This window comes from Patulibacter sp. (assembly GCF_030655195.1).
GTDB lineage: Bacteria > Actinomycetota > Thermoleophilia > Solirubrobacterales > Solirubrobacteraceae > Patulibacter.
This window is the reverse complement of the sequence record NZ_JAURWA010000044.1, coordinates 36,601-55,487: the sequence shown is the minus strand read 5'-3', so window position 1 is coordinate 55,487 and position 18,887 is coordinate 36,601. Positions and strand designations below refer to the sequence as shown.

The following is an 18,887-nucleotide window of genomic DNA, read 5'->3' as shown; positions in this document are numbered from 1 at the left end:
CTCGATCCGCCCGCCGGGCGGGCCGGGGCGGGACGACCGGGCAGACCGGGGCGTGTCCGTGACGGCGGGCCACCCAGAACGAGCGCCGGCGAGGCCGGCGGGACGAGGAGCAGGATGAGTCGGTTCGAAGGACAGATCGCGTACGTCACGGGGGCCGGGTCGGGCATCGGCCGGGCCGCCGCCGAGCGCCTGGCGGCAGACGGTGCGACGGTCGTGCTGCTCGGTCGCCGCGAGGACGCGCTGCGGGAGACCGCCGCCGGCATCGACGGCCCGTCCGCGGTCCTGCCGATCGACCTCTCGTCCTCCGCCGCGGTGGCCGACGCGTTCCCGGCCGCGCTGGAGGAGCACGGCATCCCGGACGTCGTCGTCCACGCGGCCGGCCAGACGATCGTCGGTGCCCTGCACGACCTGACCGACGACCAGTGGGACCGTCAGATGGACGTCAACGTCCGCAGCATCCACCTGCTCACGCGGGCGACCTGGACCGCGATGACGGCCAAGGGCGGCGCGATCGTGACGGTCGCGTCGACCGCCTCGCACGCGGCGTTCCCGCAGGACGCGGCGTACGTCGCGTCGAAGGGCGCGGTCCTCGCGCTGACCCGGGCGATGGCGCTCGACGGCGCCGGGCACGGCATCCGCGTCAACGCGGTCAGCCCCGGGTACATCCTCACGCCCAACCTGCAGGGCTACTTCGACGAGCAGGACGACCCGGCGGGTGCGGCGGCGTCCGCGGGCTCCGCCAGCCCGCTGGGCCGGATGGGCACGCCGGAGGAGATCGCCTCGACGATCGCCTTCCTGGCCTCCGACGACGCGTCGTTCGTCACGGGCGCGTCGCTGCTCGTCGACGGCGGCGTCCTGGCCCAGGTGCCGCTGTCATGAGCGTCCCGGACTTCTGCATCGGCTTCCACCCCGACCGGCCGATCGGCGAGGTCGCCGACCTGGCCGCCGAGGCCGAGCGCCTCGGCTTCCCCGGCGTCTGGGTCGCGGACTCCCAGAGCCTCTTCCGCGACGTCTACACCGCGTTGGCCCTCGTCGCCGACCGCACGTCGACCATCCGCCTGGGCACCGGCGTGACCAACCCGGTCACCCGCCACCCCGCCGTGATCGCCGGCGCGATCGGCTCCGTCGCCGAGCACGCCCGGGGTCGCGAGGTGCGCCTGGGCATCGGCACGGGCGAGACCGCCGTCGAGTCGATCGGCCGCAAGCGGGCGACGATCAAGCGGATGGAGGAGACCGCGCGCGTCATCCACGGGCTGCACCGCGGCGAGACCGTCGAGTACGAGGAGGCGCAGCTCAAGCTCGACTGGCCGTCGCCGCACGTGCCGATCGTCTTCGCGTCCAGCGGGCCGAAGTCGCTGACCGCCGCGGGCCGCTCGGCGGACGGCGTGTACCTGAAGCTCGGCATCCATCCCCAGGTCCTGCGCTACGCGCTGGGCTGCGTGGCCGCCGGCCGCGCCGAGTCGGGCAAGGACCTGGAGGGCTTCCACGTCCAGGCGATGCTGCCCGTCGCCGTGGACGAGGACGCCGCGAAGGCGCGCGACGAGGTCCGGGGCTTCGCCGCCGCGATCGCCCGCGCGGCGGTCCGGGCGATCCCCGCCGAGGACCTGCCGGAGGAGCTGCAGGAGACGATCGCCGAGCTCGAGCGCGTCTCGTCGGAGGCCCGTGCCCGGCAGAGCTACGTGCAGTGGCTGCACAGCCCGGAGTACGCGAAGCTCATCCCGGACGTCATCGTCGACTCGTTCGCGATCGCCGGCACCGCCGAGGACGTCGCGACCCGCATCGCCGCCCTGGGCGAGCACGGCATCACCGAGGTCATCGCGCCGCTGACGATGCCGGACCCCTGGCCGACGCTCCGCGCGATCGGTGAGGGCGTCCTGCCGCGGCTGCGCGATGCCGCGGCCTGAGGGGTCAGGCGACGAGCCTGCCCCCGGCCAGGGCGATCGCCTCGATCTCGAGCTGCAGCTCGGGACGGGCGAGCGCCCGCACCTCGACGATCGTGTCGGCGGGCCAAGGCTCGCTGAAGTGCCGGGCTCGCAGCTGCACGATCTTCGGGAAGTTCGCCATGTCGGTCAGGTAGATCGTCACCTTGACCACGCGGTCGAGGCTCGACCCGGCGGCCTCCAGCACCCGACGCAGGTTCGCGAACACCTGCTCGGCCTGCGCGTCGAAGTCGCCCGCGCCGACCGTGTTCCCGTTCGGGTCCAGCGCCGCCTGGCCCGACACGATCACGAGGTCGCCGATCCGGAACCCCGGCGAGTAGTGCGCCGCGGCGGTCGGATCGGGATCGAGCCTGATCCGGTGGGCGACGGGACCGTCGCCGTCGGATCCGTCGCGGTCGCATCCTTCGCGGTCGCGGGTGCTCACGCCGGGACTCGCGGACCGGTGATCGGGTGGATCTCCATGGTCCGTCGTTCGGCGGAGCATCGGGCGTTCCTCCACGGGTCGGACGCCCCCGGCCCCACGTCCGACGCAGCTCACCCCGGGTTCGACGCACCGCATCCCGGGGTCGACGCACCTCGTCGCGACATCGGCACAGGCCGACGCAGGTTCGGCACGGCCCAGCAGCCCTACATGTCCTCCTGCCGCGTGAGTCGCCCGACGCATACCGTGAGTCGTCCGGCGCATACCTCCCCCGGGGTGTGTGTATCGCCGGAGCGCCCGTTGCGCGCGTCCGTCCCGAGGCACCCGCGTCGCCGACCGCCGGGGGCGTGCCCGTCGCTCGGTCCTGGCCCGTCGCCCCGCCCTGGCCCGTCGCCGTGCCGGCCTCCGTCGGCCCGCCTGGGTTCGTCGCCCGATCCCCGGTCGTCGCCGTGCCGGCCTCCGTCGGCCCGCCTGGGTTCGTCGCCCCATCCCGGGTCGTCGCCCCGTCGCCGTTCACCGTGCCGACACTCGTCGCCGCACCGTCACCATCCGCCGTCCCACCCCGCAGGGAGTTCCCGATGAGAGTCGTCGTCGTCACCGAGCCCGGAGATCCCGAGGTCCTGCAGACCGTCGAGCGGCCCGACCCCGCGCCGGTCGCCGGGCAGGCCGTCGTCCGGATGCAGGCCGCATCCGTCAACCCGATCGACCTCGCGGCGCGCACGGGGTGGCACCCGCCGGTGTTCGAGATCCAGGACCCGCCGTACGTGCCGGGCTGGGACCTCGCAGGCGAGGTGGTCGCCGTGGGGGAGGGCGTCGAGGCCGTCGCGCCGGGCGATCCGGTGGTCGCGATGATCCCGTGGCACGCCGCGGGCGGCCGGTACGGCGCCTACGCCGAGCTCGTCCTCGTCGAGGCGGAGTGGCTCGTCACCCGCCCCGCCGGCCTCGACCCGGTCGCGGCGGCGACCGTCCCCCTCAACGGGCTCACCGCGCACCAGTGCCTGGCGATGCTCGCCGTCCCCGCGGGCGAGGAGCTCCTCGTGACGGGCGCGTCCGGCGGGGTGGGGGGCTTCGCGGTGCAGCTCGCCCACGCCGCGGGCGTCCGCGTCACCGCGGTCGCGGGCGCCGACGACGAGGAGTGGGTCCGCGGGCTGGGGGCCGACGTCGTCCTGCCTCCGGACGTCGACCTCGGCACCGTCGGCCCGTTCCGCCACGTCCTCGACGCGGTGCCGCTGGGCGAGCCGGTCCGCGCGGCCGTCGCCCCGGGCGGCGCGATCGTCGAGACGGGCGGCTCCCCGGCGCTGCCGGACGGCTCGGCCCTCACGCAGCGGATGGTCCTCGTCGCGGTCGACCGCGACGCCCTGGCGGAGCTGCTCGGCGGCCTCGCCGCCGGCACCCTGCGGACCCGGGTCGCGGAGACCCTCCCGCTCGCCGAGGCCGCCGAGGCGCACCGCCGCTCGGGGATGCGCGGGCGGCGCGGCAAGACGGTGCTGGTGGACTGAGGCGGCGGCCCGGCAAGACGGTGCTCGTGGACCGAGGCGGCGGCCCGGCGTCACCCGATGCGGGCGTGGTCCCGGGCGTCGGTCCACCACAGCGGCGGGCGATCGCCCGGGTGCGCGGTCGCTCCCGGCCCGGCGGGCCGTCAGGGCCGGGGCCTCAGCGGACCTGGTACCCGAGCGAGATCCAGTAGGGCGCGGGGTTCGGGTTCAGCAGGTCGGGATCACCCACGCTGGTCGTCGCGTTCGTCTGTCGACCCGTCCGCACCTCGACGTGCGTGTGGCCGGCCCCGCGCGTGGTCACCCCGCGCCAGCTCTCCGAGCCGATCCGCTGTCCGCGCCTGATCCGCTGCCCGGTCCGGAGCGATCCGAGCGGGGCGGTGTGCAGGTACACGACGGTCCTCTTCCTCGCACCGTCGTAGATCGCGATCGTCGAGAGGTCCGTCCGCAGCCGCCGGCCCGGGCGCCCGGCCGCGACGGAGGTGACGGTCCCGGAGCTGAGGCTGAGCACGGGGGAGCCCTCGGAGCGCTTGATGTCGATGCCCTCGTGCGCCCCCGGCGTCGTGGTGTACCCGTCGTACCCGCACGTGATGCGGCCACCCGAGCGGCCGCCGTAGAGCGCCGAGGACAGCGCGCCCCGCATCGCAGCGGGGGTCGTCGGCGTCGGTGTCGGTGTCGGCGTCGTGACCGGGGTGGACGGCGTCGTCGGCGTGGGGGTCGCGGGACCGGCGGCGCCGAACCGGTGGCTGGCGTTCTCGTTCTTCAGGCCCGGGACGAGGTCCACCGTGGCCCCGGCGGGGACGACCTGCTGCCGGCCGGCGTACCCGGTGTTGAAGTACACGGTGACCGGGCCGCCGGTGCGGTTGCGTGCCGCGGCGGCCTGGTTCTTGATGCAGCGGCCCGACCCGGCGCCCCCGCCGCGGAACTCGTAGCACCCGGGCTGCCGCGTGCCGTAGTCGGCCACCGAGCCGGCGAAGTCCGAGACCGCGCCCTGGAAGCCCGAGTTGAACGAGTAGCAGAACTCGCCGGGGTCGCACCGCCCGTCGCGGGGAGCCGCTGTGGCTGACGGAGCGCCGACGGCGGCGGTGCCGATCAGGGCGACGACGAGGCTCGCGACGAGGGTGCGGCGGCGCTGCGGGACGGCGGGCTGCAGGGGGGTGGCCATGCCCGGATGTCTACGCGCCGCCCACCCCTCCGTGGATGAGGAAACCGTGAGGGTGGGCATCGGGGCTCGCCGGTGGGGGCGTCGCGGGTCGCCTCCGGGTTCGTCGCCGGGCCCGTGACGCATCGGCGACCTGCGGGACTCCGGCCCCGCGCTCCCGCCCCTCACCCCAGCCCGAGCACCAGGTCGCGGACGGCGGTCGGCTGCGAGAGGAACGGGTGATGGCCGGCGTCGAGCTCGACGACGCGGCCCGCCCGCTCGGCGAACCGGCGCTGCGCCGCGGCCGGGGTGCCCAGGTCGTCCGTGCAGACGACGTAGGTCGACGGGACGTCGTGCCAGGCCGCGGCGCCCACGGGCGCCCCGAGGACGGACACGCTCTGCCGGGCGATCCGCTCCGTCGCCGCGCGCTGGGTCCCGGCGTCGCAGTCCTGCAGGAAGACGCCGGCCAGCGCATCGGGCCGGACGGTGAAGGTGCCGCCCTCCGGATCGACCTCGAGGAACGGCGCCGGCTCGTCGGGGCCGAACGTCGACAGGCTCTCGCCCGGCTCCGGCAGGTAGCTCGACACGAGCAGCAGGTGACGGACGACGTCCAGCCCGGCCGCGGCCTCGGCGACCACGATGCCCCCGTAGCTGTGACCGACCACCACGGCCGGCTCGTCGTCGGCGGTGAGGACGGCACGGACCGCGGCCACGTCCTCGGCGAGCCCGGGACCCGTCGCGTCGGGTGACGACGGGACGACGTCCTCCGTCGACCGACGGCCGGCCCCGCCGACGGTCGTCCCGGTCCCCTCGACCGTGCCCCCGCCCTCCCCGCAGCTCGGCAGCCCCGGCGCGACGCTCCGCACGCCCTCGCCCGCCAGCGCCGCGGCGGTCCGGTGCCACCACCACTCCCCGTCCCTCACGCACGCCCCGTGCACGAACACGACCCTCATCCGACGCTCCCCGTCCCTCGCTCGATCCGTCCCGACCAACGGTAGACGTACCGTCAGTTACGTGAAAAGGTCCATCGATGGGACGGCGCCCGCAGCCCGAGATCCGCGAGCGGCTGATCGACGCGTGCGTCGACCACGCGCTCGAGCACGGGCTGCCCGATCGACTCGCCCCGTTCTCGGCCGCGACGGGGGTGTCGAACCGGATGCTGATCTACCACTTCGGCACCCGCGACGGCCTGCTCCGCGAGGTCCTTCGGCGGGCGCGCGAACGGCAGCTGGAGGCCTTCGGTGCGCTGCTGCGCGTCCGCGCCGACGAGCCCTACCCCGCGACGCTCCGTCGCGCCTGGCCCGGGATGTCGGGGCCGGAGGGGCAGCGCTACCTGCGGATCTTCACCCCGCTGCACGAGGCGGGCGGCGGTCCGCTCTGGCCGGGGTTCCGCCGGGGGGCGACGACGGACTGGCTCGCCCCGCTGGAGGACGGCCTGCGCACGATCGGCCGTCCCGAGCTCGCGACGGTGGTCCTGGCCGTCCTGCGCGGCCTGCTGATGGACCTCGATGCGACCGGGGACGTGGAGCGCACGGGCCGGGCCTTCGAGGCGTTCGTCCGGACGATCGAGCGGGACGCCGGCACGCCGAGGCCGGGTGCGGCGGGCCCGTCCTGATCGGCGTCTCCCGCCCGTCCGGAGGCCTCAGAGCGCCATCCCGCCCGAGACCTCGATCCGCTGCCCCGTGATCCAGCGGCTGCGGCTCGCGAACAGACCGGCGATCGCCGTGCCGACGTCGTCGGCCTCCGCCACCCGGCCGAAGGGCGAGGCAGCCGCGATCATCTCGCGCACCTGCGCCGAGTCGCGGATCGCGCCACCACGGAAGTCCGTGGCGACAGCCCCGGGCGCGACGGTGTTGACCGTGATCCCGCGCCCGCCCAGCTCGAGCGCGAGGTAGCGGCTCAGCACCTCGACGCCGCCCTTGACGACGGCGTAGGCGGACGAGCCGGCGTGGGAGAACCGCGTCAGGCCGCTCGAGACGTTGACGATCATGGCCCCGTCGGAGAGCACCCCGAGCAGCCGCTGCGTGAGGAAGTAGACGCCCTTGAGGTGCACGTCGACCATCTCGTCGAACTGCTCCGGCGTGGTCTCGGCGAAGGGCCGCGCGAGGCCGGTGCCCGCGTTGTTGACGAGCAGGTCGACGCCGTCGCGCCCGAGGTCGTCCAGCGTCCCGCGCAGCTCGTCGGCGAAGGCGCCGAAGCTCGGGACGACGCTCGTGTCGAGCCGCAGCGCACGACCGGTGGCGCCGAGCGCCTGGATCTCGCCGACGACGGCGCGGGCCTCCTCCTCGTTGGTCCGGTAGGTCAGGACGACGTCGACGCCGTCCCGGGCGAGCTCGATCGCGGTGCTGCGGCCGATGCCGCGGTTGCCGCCGGTGATCAGGGCGATGGGTGCAGTGGTCATGGACTCCACGGTGCTCCGCCGCCGCGCCGGGCGGAAGAGGAGCGTGGAACCAGGGACCGGCGATCCCTGGCTGCGGTACGGGCCCCGGTGCATCATGGGGAGCGTGGACCGCCCGGAGCTCGCCGACTTCCTGCGCCGCCGCCGCGCGGTGCTGCAGCCCCGGGACGTCGGCCTGCACCCCGGACCGCGTCGTCGGACGCCGGGCCTGCGCCGCGAGGACGTCGCGTCGCTCGCGGGCATGTCCACGGACTACTACGCGCGCCTGGAGCAGGGCCGCGGGCCGCAGCCGTCGGAGAGCATGCTCGCGGCGATCGCCCGGGGCCTCCGCCTGTCGCAGGACGAGCGCGACCACCTCTTCCGTCTCGCGGGCCACACCGCCCCGGCGCGGGACGGGCGCTCCGGCCACGTGAGCCCGGCGCTTCTGCACGTGCTCGACCGGCTCGACACGCCGGCGCAGGTCGTCGACGACCTCGGTCGGACCCTCGCCCAGAACCCGATGGCCGTCGCGCTCAACGGCGACCACGCCACCTTCACGGGGCACGCCCGGAGCATCTGCTTCCGCTGGTTCGCGGGACCGGAGGAGCGGGCGGGCTACCCCGCGGAGGACCACGACCACCACGCCCGCGTCTTCGTCGGCGGGCTGCGCGCCGCCGCGGCCCGGACGCCCGACGACCCCGAGGTCCGCGACCTCGTCGCCGAACTCCGCCGGCGCAGCCCCGCGTTCGCCGCGCTCTGGGACGAGCACGACGTCTCCGTCCGCATGGACGCCGCGAAGCGCAAGATCCACCCCGCCGTCGGCGCGATCACGCTGAACTGTCAACGCCTCGCCTGCGAGGGGGAGGGCCAGTTCCTGCTCGTCTACACCGCCGTCCCGGGCAGCGAGGACCGGGAGAAGCTCGACCTGCTGCGGGTCGTCGGCGACCAGCGCTTCGCGCCCGCCGGCTGACGCGACCGGCACACCGAGGCCGCGCCCGGTGGGGGCCCGCGCCCGACCCGGGAGCCGGCCCGAGGGCCCGGGCTCAGTCCGTCCCGGACACCGCGGTCGCCTGGCACGACGACGTCAGCTGCTCGAACGTCGGGGCGTCGACCGGGAGCGGGGACGCGCCGGCCGGGCGCATGCCGTCGAGGACGATGCCGAGGTAGCGGCGCCACAGCTCGGGGTCGATCGCGCCGCCGCGGGCGCACTTGCCCGTCGCGCCGCCGACCGCGCTGATCAGGAACGGCACGTCCTCGGCCCGCAGGTCGTCGCGCACGAGGCCGTCGGCCTGGGCGCGCTGCAGGACCGCGCTGAGCGACGCCATGCGCTGGGCGTTGCGGCGCTGCAGGGTCGGCTCCTGGAAGAGCTCGGGGCCGACGGACTCGAGGAAGCCGCGGTCGCGCGCCTGGATCTCGGCGCAGACCGTCAGGACGTGGACGAGGCCCTGCCAGCCGTCGTCGAAGGTCTCGGCGTGCTCGATGGCGGCCTGGACGTCGTCGAAGCCGACCTCCAGGGTGGCGAGGAGCAGGTCGTGCTTCGTCGGGAAGTGCCGGAAGAGCGTCCCGGCACCGACGCCGGCGCGGCGCGCGATCTCGGCCACGCTGGCCTCGGCGCCCTGCTCGGCGAAGACCTCGGTGGCCGCGGCGAGCACCCGCTCGCGGTTGCGCCGGGCGTCGGCGCGGAGCGGCCGGGCGACGTCCTCGGTGCCCTCCTGCTCGGGAGCGCTCTCCACGATCACCGTGCTCATGAGGTGAGGCTAACCGACGGGGCCCGCCGGGCGGTGCGGTCCGGGCGATCCGGCGCGCCGCCCGTCGGGGCGTGGGGCGTCCGCGCGCGGGCGTCCACCGCGGTGGACCCCGCCGCCGGGGCGGGCGGGCCGGCGACGCGCGCCGCCGGTCGGTCCCGCCCCGGCACCTCAGCCGACCTCGGAGAGGACGCGGGCGTCGGCCTGGTCCTCGTGGTGGCCGAACTCCGACGGCGCGACGGCGGCCGCGTCACCGGAAGGCGCCTTCTCGTCCTCGAGGATCAGCACCGCCGCGACGATCGCGAGACCCACGATGCCCGCCGCGATGAGGTAGGCGACGTGGAAGCCCGAGTTCAGGGCCTCCAGCTGGTTGGCACCGTCGGCGAGCTTCGAGGTGGTGCGCTCGGCGGCGAACGTCGCCAGGACCGACAGCGCGATGGCGCCGCCGACCTGCATCGACGTGTTCACCAGACCCGACGCGATGCCGGAGTCCTCCGGGGTCGCACCCGACATCGCCAGGCCCATGATCGACGTGAAGCTCAGGCCGGCACCGAGGCCGAGGAGCAGCATCGACGGCAGGACGTTGACGAAGTAGTTCCCGTCGACCGGGGTCTGCGTGAACAGCAGGACCGCGGCGACGATCGAGGTCAGCCCGCCGATCAGGACGCGCCGCGGCCCGAAGCGCTCGGACACCGGCTGGGCGAGCTTCGTCGAGACGAGGCCGATCAGCAGGGTCAGCGGCAGGAACGCGAAGCCGATCTCCACCGGGCTGTAGCCCAGGACCTCACCGGCGTACCGGGCGCCGAAGAAGAAGACCGAGAACATGCCGGCGAGGACGCCGAGCAGCACCAGGTTGGCGCCCGTCACGTTGCGCGAGCGGAAGATCCGCAGCGGCAGCAGCGGGTGCGCGATCCGGGCCTGGCGGACGACGAAGCCGACCAGCAGGACCAGGGCGATCGCGGCGAGGCCGAGGGTCTGCGTCGAGCCCCAGCCCTCCTTCTCCACGCCGACGATGGCGTAGACGGCGATCATGAGGCCGCCGGTGAGCATGAGCGCACCGGGCACGTCGACCTTGTTCTCCTTCAGGCCGAGGCCGGGGCGGTGCGGCACGAGGCGGTAGGCCAGGACGACGGTCGCGACACCGATGGGCAGGTTGACGAAGAAGATCCAGTGCCAGGAGAGGAGGTCGGTCAGGACGCCGCCGAGCAGCAGCCCGACGGACCCGCCGGCCGAGGCGACGAACGAGTAGATGCCGATCGCCTCGCCCTGTGCGCGGGGCTCCTGGAACATCGTGATGATCATCCCGAGGATCACCGACGAGCCCAGCGCGCCGCCGACGCCCTGCAGGAAGCGAGCACCGATCAGCACCTCCTGGCTCTCCGCGAGGCCGCAGAGCAGCGACGCGAAGGTGAAGAGCGACATGCCCCAGAGGAACATGCGGCGCTGGCCGATCAGGTCACCGATGCGGCCCGACAGCATCAGCAGGCCGCCGAACGGGATCAGGTAGGCGTTCAGCACCCAGGTCAGGTTGCCGTCCGAGAAGTTCAGGCTGTCCTTCAGGACGGGCAGCGCGGTGTTCACGATCGTCCCGTCGAGGACGATCATCAGCATCCCGAGGCACAGGACGTAGAGGGCGATCATGTCGCGCCTGTTGGTGGTTGGGGCGGTACTCATACGGCGTCTCCTGCGAGGTCTTGGGGCGCGCGGGCGAGGCTCCCGCGGGTGTCTGCGCAGGCTCCGCGATGAAGCGGAGCATGCGATCCGGTTGAGACCGTAGCACGACCGGATCGCGCACTCCGTTTCTGGGGTGTGAAGACGGATCGATCGCTCCGCTTTCGCCGGGACCCCGGTGGGGCACGGGTTCCGCCCCGCCTACCCCGCGGTCGCGTGCTCCTGCAGGAACGGCACGACGAAGGACGCCACCTGCTCGGGCTCCTCGAGGAACGCCCAGTGGCCCAGGCCGTCGAGGGTCTCGACGTGCGCCTGCGGGAACGTCCGGCGCTGCCGGACCGCCTGCACCGCCGGGATGTAGCGGTCGTCCGTGCCCCAGACGACCAGCACCGGCGCCTCGACGGCCCGCAGCGCCTCGATGTCCGCGGCCATGCCGGCGGGGTCCGTCGCGCGGTAGAGCCGCAGCACGGCGCGCTTGGTCCCGGGGGAGGTGAGCTGCCCCGCGACGCGGACGAGGTCCGCCTTCGGGAGGCGCGGGTTCTCGAGCGCGAGGGCCCGCTCGAGGACGGGGCGGAACGACAGGGCCATCAGGATCTCGCCGACCACCGGCGTCCGCCAGATCCGCGCGAGGCGGTGCCAGGAGTAGTCGACGAGCGCCCCGGTGTTCAGCAGCACGAGGCTCCCCACCTGCGCGGGACGGCGGGCGGCCCAGGCGAGCCCCCAGGGGCCCCCGAAGTCGTGGAGCACGAGGTGCGCCCGCGTGATCCCGAGCGCGTCGAGGAGGCCCGCCAGGTGCGTCGCGTAGCCGTCCACGGTGTAGTCGAAGTCCTCCGGCGCGTCGGCGGACCCGAAGCCCGGCATGTCGGGCGCGATCGCCCGGATCCCGTCGGGCAGCCGACCCTGCAACCCGGCCCAGTCCTCCCCGGCGCCCGGGTTGCCGTGGACGAACACCACGGCCTCGGTCGCGTCGGCCGGCCCCCGCTCGGCGACGGGCGTCCGGACCCCCGCGACGGTGACGACGTGGGTGCGGACCGGGTCGGGCATGGCGCGATCCTACGGGCGGTGGGCCGGGTCGCCCGTGGCGTCGGACACGCCGGCGGGCGGGGGCGTGTCGCGGTGACGGAGGGGGCGGGGCAGCGGATCGGCCGCGACGCCGGGGACGATCGCCGGCCCGATCGCGAGTCTCTCGCGTCGCTGAGGGTAGACCCCGGACATGCCCACCTACACCGGAACCGTGAACAGCCCCAAGCCCGTCGGCGAGGTCTTCCCGTACATGGCGGACTTCTCCAACACGAAGGACTGGGACCCGAACATCACCGAGACCTCGGTCACCAGCACCGGTGACCCGGTCCGCGTCGGCGCGACGTTCCACGTCGTGCAGGGCAGCGGCATGACGAAGGTCGAGCTCGACTACGAGACGATCGAGCTCGTCGACGGCCAGAAGGTCGTCCTGCGCGCCGAGACCGACAGCCTGGTCTCGATCGACACGATCACCGTCGCCCCCGAGGGCGCCGGCTCGACCGTCACCTACGAGGTCGAGATCTCGCTCAAGGGCGCGCGCAAGGTCGCCGAGCCCGTGATGGCCCTGTTCCTCAAGCGCATCGGCAACGAGGCGCGCGAGGGGCTGGAGAAGCAGCTGAGCTGAGCCGCGGGGCATCTGGCCGGGCGGGGTCGGCCCGTCGTGGGGCCCGTCCCTCGGGAGCGGGGGCGGGTGCGGGTCGTCCACGATCCAGGTCTCGATGCGGCCCGGGGACTGAGACCCGGATCAGTACCGCCCGCGGCCTCTGATCCGGGTCTCGGTGCGGGGCGCCGGGTGAGACGTGGATTGGTGTCGCCTGCGGTCTCTGATGCGCGTCTCGGTGCGGGGCGCCGGGTGAGACCTGGATCGGTGTCGCCTGCGCGGTCGATCGAGGCCCGTCAGCCGCCGGAGTCCGCGCCCGCGTCGCCCTCCCGGACGATCTTCAGCGCGCGGGTCGGGCACCGGCCCACGACCTCCACGACGGCGTCCGCCGGGGCACGGTCGGGCTGGATCCACGGGCGCTTGCTGGTGTCGAAGACCGCGGGCAGGCCGCGCACGCACTCGGCCGCATGGCGGCACAGGGCCGCCTCGAACGTCACGGCGGTGCGGCCGTCCGGGAGCGCGTAGCTCCGGACGCCGGCGGGCGGTCCGCCGGCGACGGGCTCCTGCGTGCTCACTCGAAGGCCTTCCGGATCCGCTCGTCGAGGAACGGCACGTACTCGGGGTGCCGGTGCACGTACTTCGCCACGAACGGGCAGATGGGGACGATGACCTGCTCCTTCGCGCGTGCGTCCTCCAGGGCGAAGCCGATCAGCGTCGAGCCCAGTCCGCGGCCCTCGAACGCCGGGTCGATCTCCGTGTGCGTGAAGACGATCCGCTCGCCGCGGACCAGCGCGTACTCGGCGAAGCCGGCGACGACGCCGTCCTCGACGATCTCGTACCGGTTGGCCTGCTCGTCGTTTCGGGTCTCGGACATGGAGCTCTCGATCGGTGGTGGCGCCGGGCTGCGCGCTACGTTTGGTGACGTGTCACGGAAGCTACACGATGGCTGACCCGGCTCCACGGGGACGGGCCGGACGGCCGACGGCGACGGAGCTCGAGGCCTGGCGGCTGTTCATCGAGACGTCGATCGCCGTCAAGGCGCGGATCGATCGGGCGATCCAGACGGACTCGGGCCTGTCGGCGGGCGACTACGCGGTGCTGCTCGCGCTCGCGGAGGCCGACGACCGGTGGCTCCGGACGACCGAGCTGGCGACGACGGTCTTCTGGGAGCGCAGCCGGCTGTCGCACCAGATCACCCGCATGTGCGCCCGCGGTCTCGTCCGCCGGGAGCCCTCCGTCCGCGACCAGCGCGGCACCGAGGTGCACCTGACCCCGGAGGGGCTGGCCGCGCTCCGGGCGGCCTCGGGGCCCCACCTCCGGACGGTGAAGGAGGTCTTCGTCGACGCCCTCGACGCCGACCGGCAGGCGGAGGTGGCGGCCGCGATGCGGACCCTCGCGGCGCACCTCGAACGGCTCGACGCGGGGGACGGGGCGGCGGACGCCGGGGCCTGAGGTCGGGGCGGTCCGGTGGTCGACACCTCGGGGTCGGAGCAGCCGGCCGCCCGGGGCCCGAGGTCGCCGCGGCCCACGGTCGACCCCGGGGGTCGGAGCAGCCGGCCGCCCGAGGCCCGAGGTCGCCGCGGCCCACGGTCGCCCCCGGGGGTCAGAGCAGCCGGCCGAGCGCCCGGCCGACCAGGACCGCCAGGAGACCCGCGGTCGCGGGGAGGGCGACGTTCAGCGCGGCCAGCCGCAGCGCGCCGTCCTGCGCCAGGCGGTGGGTCTCGAGCATCCAGGTCGAGAACGTCGAGTAGCCGCCGAGCAGGCCGACACCGACGACCAGGGTCGTGGTCGTCGACGAGGTCAGCCCCACGAGGAGGCCCAGCAGGAGCGCGGCGGTGAGGTTGACGACCAGGGTGCCGGTCGGGAACGCGCCCGGCCACCGCCGGGCGACGGTCGTGTCGACGAGGTACCGCAGGACCGTGCCGAGGGCGCCGCCGAGCCCCACGAGCAGGAGGGTGCCGGTGCTCACGACGCGCCCCCCGTCGCCCGCGCGTCGTGGTCGCGGCCGGCGTCGTCGCGGCCGCCGTCCCCGTCCCGGCCGCCGCCGCCACGCGCTCGGGCGAGGCGCACCCCGCAGGACACGGCGACCAGCCCGGCGACGACGCTCGCGGCCAGGTAGCCGACCGCGAGCCCGACCGCGTCGTGGTCGAGCATCCGCAGGACCTCGAGCTGCAGCGTCGAGAAGGTGGTCAGGCCGCCGCAGAAGCCGGTTCCCAGCAGCGCCCGCAGCCGGGGCGAGGGCTCGGCGCGCCGGGCGAGGCCCGCCACGACGAGGCCGAGCACGAAGGCGCCCGCCAGGTTGACGACGAACGTCGCCCACGGCCAGCTCGCCGGGTCGTGCGCCCAGTGCTCCGAGAGCGACGCGCGCAGCACGGTGCCGGCGAAGCCGCCGGCGGCGAGCGCCGCGATCAGTCGTCCGTCCCGCGCCATCGACCCGGCATGATCCTCCGCCGGGCCGTCCGAGGCGCGACGGCCGCTCCGACCCGCCGGACCGCCCCCGGCGCGCCACCCCCTGATGCCCGGCGCGCCGCCCCCGATGCCCGGCGCGCCACCCGCGATGCCCGGCACCCCGCGCGGCGTACGCTCGGCCCATGCCGCTGCACCGGTCCGATCCGTCCAGGCGTCCCCGCCGCTCGTCGCTGGCGGTCAACCCGCTGCACGGGTCGGTCGTGGACCCGGTGCCGCGCGACGCGCTGCCGGCGTCGAGCATGGACCCGCGCGCGGCCCAGCGGATCGTCCAGGACGAGCTGCTCCTCGACGGCAACGCGCGCCTGAACCTCGCGACGTTCGTGACGACGTGGATGGAGCCCGAGGCCCGCGAGCTGATGGCCTCCGTCTTCGACAAGAACATGATCGACAAGGACGAGTACCCGCAGACCGCGGAGCTCGAGGCCCGCTGCGTGGCGATGCTCGGCCGCCTGTGGAACGCGCCGGACCGGGACGGCGGGGAGCCCGGCGACGCCGAGGGCACCGCGGGGGCGACCACGGCCGTCGGCTGCTCGACGACCGGCTCCAGCGAGGCGGCGATGCTCGCCGGCCTGGCGCTGAAGCGTCGCTGGGAGGCCCGACGGAGGGGGGCGGGGGAGTCCACGGACCGCCCGAACATCGTGATGGGCGCCAACGTCCAGGTCTGCTGGGAGAAGTTCGCCCGCTACTGGGACGTCGAGCCGCGCCTGGTGCCGATGGAGGGCGAGCGCTTCCACCTCGACGCGCCGACCGCCGTGGCGCAGTGCGACGAGCACACGATCGGCGTCGTGGGCATCCTCGGCTCCACCTTCGACGGCTCCTACGAGCCCATCGCCGACATCGCCGCCGCGCTCGACGACCTGCAGGAGCGCACGGGACTCGACGTGCCGCTGCACGTCGACGCGGCGTCGGGCGGCTTCATCGCGCCGTTCCTCGACGAGGACCTCGTCTGGGACTTCCGGCTGCCGCGCGTCGCGTCGATCAACGCGTCGGGCCACAAGTACGGCCTCGTCTACCCCGGGGTCGGCTGGGCCCTGTGGCGCGAGGAGGCGCTGCTGCCGGAGGAGCTCGTCTTCCACGTCAGCTACCTCGGCGGCGACATGCCGACGTTCGCGCTGAACTTCTCGCGGCCCGGCGCGCAGGTCGTCGCGCAGTACTTCCAGTTCCTGCGCCTGGGCATGGACGGCTACCGGCGCGTCCAGCGGGGCTCGCGCGACACCGCGATGCGGCTCGCCTCGGGGCTCGAGGACACCGGCGCGTTCCGGGCGCTGACCCGCGGCGACGAGCTGCCGGTCTTCGCGGTGACGCTGGCCGACGACGTCGACGCGTTCTCCGTCTACGACGTGTCGGCGACGCTGCGCGAACGCGGGTGGCTGGTCCCGGCGTACCCGTTCGTCGAGGCCCGCGACGACCTCCACGTCCTGCGCGTCGTGGTCCGCAACGGCTTCAGCGACGACCTGGGCGACCTGCTGCTCGCGGACGTCGGCCGGGCGCTGGACCGGCTGGCGAAGCAGGGCGGCCCGCAGCGCGGCGCGGAGCACGCCGACTTCTCGCACGGCGCCCACCGGCGCGAGGGCTCGAAGGGCTGAGGCGCGGGCGGACCCGGGCCCCGGCGGTGGCTGCCCGAGGCCTCGGCAGCCCGGCTCCGGGGGCCCGTGCCCGGGAGGCGGTCGGGCCGGTGTCCCGGGGGATCGGTCGCGCCGGGCCACGGCCCTGGCGGCCGTCGGTCGCTTGAGGCGACGATCAGCGCTGGCGGAGCACCGGCTGTCTTGACATTGTCACATCGGCGGACTAGCGTGCCCGCGGATGAGTTCCGCCGCACCACCGTCGTCCGCGTTCACCGGCAGGGAGCGCGTGATCCTGCTGGTCGTCTGCGCGGCGGTCCTGGTGATCAACCTCTCGACGACGATCGTCAACATCACGCTGCCGCGGCTGACCGAGGACCTCGGGGCGACCACGACGGACCTCCTCTGGATCGTCGACGCGTTCAACCTGGCGTTCGCCGCGCTCGTGCTGGCGGCGGGCACCCTCGCGGACCGCTTCGGCCGGCGGCGCCTGCTGGTGCTCGGCCTGACGCTCTTCGCGTTCGCGTCGTTCGGCGGGGCCACCGCCGGGTCGCCGGGGCAGCTGATCGCCTGGCGGGCCGTCGCCGGTGTCGGCGCGGCGGTCATCTTCCCGGTGACGCTGTCGATCATCTCCGACGTGTTCTCCGACCGCGTCCGCCGGGCCAAGGCGATCGGGCTCTGGGGCGCAGCGGCCGGTCTGGCGATCGCGCTGGGCCCGGTCGTCGGCGGCTTCCTCGTGCAGCACGTCTCGTGGAACAGCACGCTGATCTTCCCCGGCGCCGTCGCGGTCCTCGCCCTGGTCGGGGCGATCCTGCGGATACCGGAGTCGCGCGACCCCGCCACCCCGCCGCTGGACTTCGGCGGGATCGCCCTCTCCATCGCGGGCCTCGGCCTGCTGGTCTACGCGATCATCGAGGCGCCCGAGCACGGCTGGGGCTCGGTGACGACGCTGGGCCTGCTCGCCGGGGCGCTCCTCGTGCTCCTCGTCTTCGTCGTCCTGGAGCGCCGCGTCGAGCACCCGATGCTCGACGTCGGGATCTTCAAGAACCTGCGCTTCACGGCGGCCGCGCTCTCGATCACGTTCGCGTTCTTCGCGCTGTTCGGGTTCATCTTCCTGATCACCCAGTACTTCCAGTTCGTCAAGGGCTACGAGCCCTTCAGCGCCGGGGTCCGCCTGCTGCCGTTCGCCACCTGCACCGCGATCCTGTCGATCGCCGGGTCGCGGATCGCCGTCCTCTTCGGCACGAAGCTCGTCGTCGCCGGCGGGCTGCTGATGTTCGCGGTCGGGTTCGCGTGGACGTCGACCGTCGACGCGGACACGGCGTACCTGACGATGGCGCTGCAGATGGTCCTCATGGGCTCGGGCCTGGGCCTGACGAGCGCGCCGGCCACCGAGGCGATCATGGGCGTCGTCCCCACGGCGAAGGCCGGCGTCGGGTCGGCCGTCAACGACGCCACGCGCGAGCTCGGCGGCACCCTCGGCGTCGCCGTCGTCGGCAGCGTCGCGCTGTCGCTCTACCGCGACGCCTTCTCGGGATCGTCGCTGCCCGGACCGGTCCTCGAGACCGCCCGCGAGTCGATCGGCGCCGCGATGCTGACCGCCGGGGGGATCGCCCGGGACGGCGATGCGGGCGCGGCCGCGACCCTGGCGAGCACCGCCCAGTCGGGGTTCCTCGACGGTCTGCAGGCCGGCTGCCTCGTCGCGGCGGGCGTCTCGCTCGTGGGCGCGATCCTCGTGCTGCTGTGGCTGCCCGCCCATCCGGGCGTCGCGGAGGACGACGCCGCCGACACGCGGGCGATCGCGGCGGCCGCCTGAGGACGCGCCCGGCGCCGGGATAGCCTGGCGCGGTGCTGCCCGACGCCGTCCTCTCCGCCGCCGCCGATGCCGCCGACCGGCTTCGCGCACGCGGCGAGTCCGTGGCGGTCGCCGAGGTCTCCGCCGGCGGGCTGATCGCCGCGGCGCTGCTCGCCCAGGACGGGGCCTCGGCGTACTTCCGCGGCGGCTTCGTGATCTACACGCTCGAGGGTGCGGACCTCCAGCTCGGCGCCGACGCCTCGCCCCTGGCCCGCGGTCGTGGCGCGACGGAGCCGCTGGCCCGCTGGCTCGCCGACGCCGCGCGCCGCCGGATGGGTGCGGACTGGGGGATCGGCGAGACCGGCGCCTCGGGGCCTCGCCCGAATCCCTACGGCGACCCGGTCGGGCACTCCTGGGTCGCCGCCTCGGGGCCGTCGGGGACCACCACGGAGAACGTGCTGACGGGCTCGGGCGACCGCGTGCGCAACATGGAGGCGTTCGCGGTGCGGGCGCTCGAGCTGGTGGGGCGCGGCGGCCCGGCGAGCGTCCGGGGCCCCGCGGACAAGGCTGGAACCGCGTCGGTGCACGACCGTCGGCACTACGATCTGCCCGAGTGACGCACGAGGAAGTCGATCGATCGCCATCCGACGGA

The 18,887-nt window shown here is 74.7% G+C and carries 21 protein-coding genes; 10 read left to right on the top strand and 11 right to left on the bottom strand.

Annotated features, from left to right (window positions below; translation table 11 throughout):
* Nucleotides 1-114 precede the first annotated feature (114 nt).
* Nucleotides 115-879 carry an SDR family NAD(P)-dependent oxidoreductase gene (locus Q7T67_RS04965; protein WP_304786611.1) on the top strand — a complete coding sequence of 255 codons (765 nt, stop codon included), beginning with the start codon at nucleotides 115-117 and terminating at the stop codon, nucleotides 877-879.
* On the top strand, nucleotides 876-1,904 hold the full coding sequence (locus Q7T67_RS04960) for an LLM class flavin-dependent oxidoreductase (protein WP_304786609.1): 1,029 nt from the start codon (nucleotides 876-878) through the stop codon (nucleotides 1,902-1,904). Before Q7T67_RS04965 ends, Q7T67_RS04960 begins: the two co-directional genes overlap by 4 nt.
* Before the next feature lie 4 nt (nucleotides 1,905-1,908).
* Here Q7T67_RS04960 and Q7T67_RS04955 read toward each other — a convergent pair whose 3' ends face one another.
* The gene (locus tag Q7T67_RS04955; protein WP_304786607.1) at nucleotides 1,909-2,364 is read right to left on the bottom strand and encodes a RidA family protein; all 456 of its coding nucleotides are present in this window, start codon (nucleotides 2,362-2,364) and stop codon (nucleotides 1,909-1,911) included.
* 575 nt (nucleotides 2,365-2,939) lie between these two features.
* Between Q7T67_RS04955 and Q7T67_RS04950 the strand changes: the two genes are divergently transcribed.
* Nucleotides 2,940-3,860 carry an NADP-dependent oxidoreductase gene (locus tag Q7T67_RS04950; RefSeq protein WP_304786605.1) on the top strand — a complete coding sequence of 307 codons (921 nt, stop codon included), beginning with the start codon at nucleotides 2,940-2,942 and terminating at the stop codon, nucleotides 3,858-3,860.
* A 154-nt stretch (nucleotides 3,861-4,014) separates the two neighbouring features.
* Here Q7T67_RS04950 and Q7T67_RS04945 read toward each other — a convergent pair whose 3' ends face one another.
* Together Q7T67_RS04945 and Q7T67_RS04940 are read right to left on the bottom strand one after the other, a co-directional pair.
* Complete coding sequence (locus Q7T67_RS04945; RefSeq protein WP_304786603.1) at nucleotides 4,015-5,019, bottom strand: peptidoglycan DD-metalloendopeptidase family protein; 1,005 nt, start codon at nucleotides 5,017-5,019, stop codon at nucleotides 4,015-4,017.
* A 161-nt stretch (nucleotides 5,020-5,180) separates the two neighbouring features.
* Nucleotides 5,181-5,948, bottom strand: a complete 768-nt coding sequence (locus tag Q7T67_RS04940) for an alpha/beta fold hydrolase (protein ID WP_304786601.1) — start codon at nucleotides 5,946-5,948, stop codon at nucleotides 5,181-5,183.
* A 77-nt stretch (nucleotides 5,949-6,025) separates the two neighbouring features.
* Here Q7T67_RS04940 and Q7T67_RS04935 point away from each other — a divergent pair, with 77 nt between their 5' ends.
* Nucleotides 6,026-6,610: a TetR/AcrR family transcriptional regulator gene (locus Q7T67_RS04935; protein ID WP_304786598.1), complete on the top strand. Its 585-nt coding sequence runs from the start codon at nucleotides 6,026-6,028 to the stop codon at nucleotides 6,608-6,610.
* 27 nt (nucleotides 6,611-6,637) lie between these two features.
* On the opposite strand, the gene Q7T67_RS04930 is transcribed toward Q7T67_RS04935, so the two are convergent.
* The gene (locus tag Q7T67_RS04930; RefSeq protein WP_304786597.1) at nucleotides 6,638-7,396 is read right to left on the bottom strand and encodes an SDR family NAD(P)-dependent oxidoreductase; all 759 of its coding nucleotides are present in this window, start codon (nucleotides 7,394-7,396) and stop codon (nucleotides 6,638-6,640) included.
* Nucleotides 7,397-7,499: 103 nt separating this feature from the next.
* On the opposite strand from Q7T67_RS04930, the gene Q7T67_RS04925 reads away from it, so the two are divergent.
* Nucleotides 7,500-8,342: a helix-turn-helix transcriptional regulator gene (locus Q7T67_RS04925; RefSeq protein WP_370695361.1), complete on the top strand. Its 843-nt coding sequence runs from the start codon at nucleotides 7,500-7,502 to the stop codon at nucleotides 8,340-8,342.
* 73 nt (nucleotides 8,343-8,415) lie between these two features.
* On the opposite strand, the gene Q7T67_RS04920 is transcribed toward Q7T67_RS04925, so the two are convergent.
* The 3 genes from Q7T67_RS04920 to Q7T67_RS04910 all read right to left on the bottom strand — a co-directional run bounded on the left by Q7T67_RS04920 (nucleotide 8,416) and on the right by Q7T67_RS04910 (nucleotide 11,832).
* Nucleotides 8,416-9,120 (bottom strand): TetR/AcrR family transcriptional regulator, encoded by a 705-nt coding sequence (locus tag Q7T67_RS04920; protein ID WP_304786595.1) that lies wholly within the window; start codon nucleotides 9,118-9,120, stop codon nucleotides 8,416-8,418.
* A 168-nt stretch (nucleotides 9,121-9,288) separates the two neighbouring features.
* Nucleotides 9,289-10,791: an MFS transporter gene (locus Q7T67_RS04915; protein WP_304786593.1), complete on the bottom strand. Its 1,503-nt coding sequence runs from the start codon at nucleotides 10,789-10,791 to the stop codon at nucleotides 9,289-9,291.
* 198 nt (nucleotides 10,792-10,989) lie between these two features.
* A complete protein-coding gene (locus Q7T67_RS04910; protein ID WP_304786591.1) occupies nucleotides 10,990-11,832 on the bottom strand; it encodes an alpha/beta fold hydrolase in 843 nt (280 codons plus the stop codon).
* Between the two features lie 169 nt (nucleotides 11,833-12,001).
* Between Q7T67_RS04910 and Q7T67_RS04905 the strand changes: the two genes are divergently transcribed.
* Nucleotides 12,002-12,433 (top strand): SRPBCC family protein, encoded by a 432-nt coding sequence (locus tag Q7T67_RS04905; RefSeq protein WP_304786589.1) that lies wholly within the window; start codon nucleotides 12,002-12,004, stop codon nucleotides 12,431-12,433.
* Between the two features lie 272 nt (nucleotides 12,434-12,705).
* Here Q7T67_RS04905 and Q7T67_RS04900 read toward each other — a convergent pair whose 3' ends face one another.
* Together Q7T67_RS04900 and Q7T67_RS04895 are read right to left on the bottom strand one after the other, a co-directional pair.
* The gene (locus Q7T67_RS04900) at nucleotides 12,706-12,984 is read right to left on the bottom strand and encodes a (4Fe-4S)-binding protein (protein ID WP_304786587.1); all 279 of its coding nucleotides are present in this window, start codon (nucleotides 12,982-12,984) and stop codon (nucleotides 12,706-12,708) included.
* Nucleotides 12,981-13,283 (bottom strand): GNAT family N-acetyltransferase, encoded by a 303-nt coding sequence (locus tag Q7T67_RS04895; RefSeq protein ID WP_304786585.1) that lies wholly within the window; start codon nucleotides 13,281-13,283, stop codon nucleotides 12,981-12,983. The genes Q7T67_RS04900 and Q7T67_RS04895 overlap by 4 nt, the downstream gene beginning before the upstream one ends.
* Nucleotides 13,284-13,351: 68 nt before the next feature.
* Here Q7T67_RS04895 and Q7T67_RS04890 point away from each other — a divergent pair, with 68 nt between their 5' ends.
* The gene (locus tag Q7T67_RS04890) at nucleotides 13,352-13,861 is read left to right on the top strand and encodes a MarR family winged helix-turn-helix transcriptional regulator (protein ID WP_304786583.1); all 510 of its coding nucleotides are present in this window, start codon (nucleotides 13,352-13,354) and stop codon (nucleotides 13,859-13,861) included.
* 151 nt (nucleotides 13,862-14,012) lie between these two features.
* Here the strand turns inward: Q7T67_RS04890 and crcB (Q7T67_RS04885) are convergent, their stop codons facing one another.
* A complete protein-coding gene (gene crcB / locus Q7T67_RS04885; protein WP_304786581.1) occupies nucleotides 14,013-14,378 on the bottom strand; it encodes a fluoride efflux transporter CrcB in 366 nt (121 codons plus the stop codon).
* Complete coding sequence (gene crcB / locus Q7T67_RS04880) at nucleotides 14,375-14,839, bottom strand: fluoride efflux transporter CrcB (protein WP_304786579.1); 465 nt, start codon at nucleotides 14,837-14,839, stop codon at nucleotides 14,375-14,377. The genes crcB (Q7T67_RS04885) and crcB (Q7T67_RS04880) overlap by 4 nt, the downstream gene beginning before the upstream one ends.
* A gap of 161 nt (nucleotides 14,840-15,000) precedes the next feature.
* Here crcB (Q7T67_RS04880) and Q7T67_RS04875 point away from each other — a divergent pair, with 161 nt between their 5' ends.
* The 3 genes from Q7T67_RS04875 (at nucleotide 15,001) to Q7T67_RS04865 (ending at nucleotide 18,852) form a co-directional block, all read left to right on the top strand.
* Nucleotides 15,001-16,464 carry a glutamate decarboxylase gene (locus tag Q7T67_RS04875; RefSeq protein ID WP_304786577.1) on the top strand — a complete coding sequence of 488 codons (1,464 nt, stop codon included), beginning with the start codon at nucleotides 15,001-15,003 and terminating at the stop codon, nucleotides 16,462-16,464.
* 217 nt (nucleotides 16,465-16,681) lie between these two features.
* Nucleotides 16,682-18,256, top strand: a complete 1,575-nt coding sequence (locus Q7T67_RS04870) for an MFS transporter (protein WP_304786575.1) — start codon at nucleotides 16,682-16,684, stop codon at nucleotides 18,254-18,256.
* A gap of 32 nt (nucleotides 18,257-18,288) precedes the next feature.
* On the top strand, nucleotides 18,289-18,852 hold the full coding sequence (locus Q7T67_RS04865; protein WP_304786572.1) for a CinA family protein: 564 nt from the start codon (nucleotides 18,289-18,291) through the stop codon (nucleotides 18,850-18,852).
* The last annotated feature ends 35 nt before the right edge of the window (nucleotides 18,853-18,887 follow it).

Coding starts and splice junctions, on each gene's coding strand:
- Q7T67_RS04965 (WP_304786611.1), top strand. CDS start 115: ATGAGTCGGTTCGAAGGACAGATCGCGTACGTCACGGGGGCCGGGTCG.
- Q7T67_RS04960 (WP_304786609.1), top strand. CDS start 876: ATGAGCGTCCCGGACTTCTGCATCGGCTTCCACCCCGACCGGCCGATC.
- Q7T67_RS04950 (WP_304786605.1), top strand. CDS start 2,940: ATGAGAGTCGTCGTCGTCACCGAGCCCGGAGATCCCGAGGTCCTGCAG.
- Q7T67_RS04945 (WP_304786603.1), bottom strand. CDS start 5,019: ATGGCCACCCCCCTGCAGCCCGCCGTCCCGCAGCGCCGCCGCACCCTC.
- Q7T67_RS04940 (WP_304786601.1), bottom strand. CDS start 5,948: ATGAGGGTCGTGTTCGTGCACGGGGCGTGCGTGAGGGACGGGGAGTGG.
- Q7T67_RS04935 (WP_304786598.1), top strand. CDS start 6,026: ATGGGACGGCGCCCGCAGCCCGAGATCCGCGAGCGGCTGATCGACGCG.
- Q7T67_RS04930 (WP_304786597.1), bottom strand. CDS start 7,396: ATGACCACTGCACCCATCGCCCTGATCACCGGCGGCAACCGCGGCATC.
- Q7T67_RS04920 (WP_304786595.1), bottom strand. CDS start 9,120: ATGAGCACGGTGATCGTGGAGAGCGCTCCCGAGCAGGAGGGCACCGAG.
- Q7T67_RS04915 (WP_304786593.1), bottom strand. CDS start 10,791: ATGAGTACCGCCCCAACCACCAACAGGCGCGACATGATCGCCCTCTAC.
- Q7T67_RS04910 (WP_304786591.1), bottom strand. CDS start 11,832: ATGCCCGACCCGGTCCGCACCCACGTCGTCACCGTCGCGGGGGTCCGG.
- Q7T67_RS04905 (WP_304786589.1), top strand. CDS start 12,002: ATGCCCACCTACACCGGAACCGTGAACAGCCCCAAGCCCGTCGGCGAG.
- Q7T67_RS04895 (WP_304786585.1), bottom strand. CDS start 13,283: ATGTCCGAGACCCGAAACGACGAGCAGGCCAACCGGTACGAGATCGTC.
- Q7T67_RS04890 (WP_304786583.1), top strand. CDS start 13,352: ATGGCTGACCCGGCTCCACGGGGACGGGCCGGACGGCCGACGGCGACG.
- crcB (WP_304786579.1), bottom strand. CDS start 14,839: ATGGCGCGGGACGGACGACTGATCGCGGCGCTCGCCGCCGGCGGCTTC.
- Q7T67_RS04875 (WP_304786577.1), top strand. CDS start 15,001: ATGCCGCTGCACCGGTCCGATCCGTCCAGGCGTCCCCGCCGCTCGTCG.
- Q7T67_RS04870 (WP_304786575.1), top strand. CDS start 16,682: ATGAGTTCCGCCGCACCACCGTCGTCCGCGTTCACCGGCAGGGAGCGC.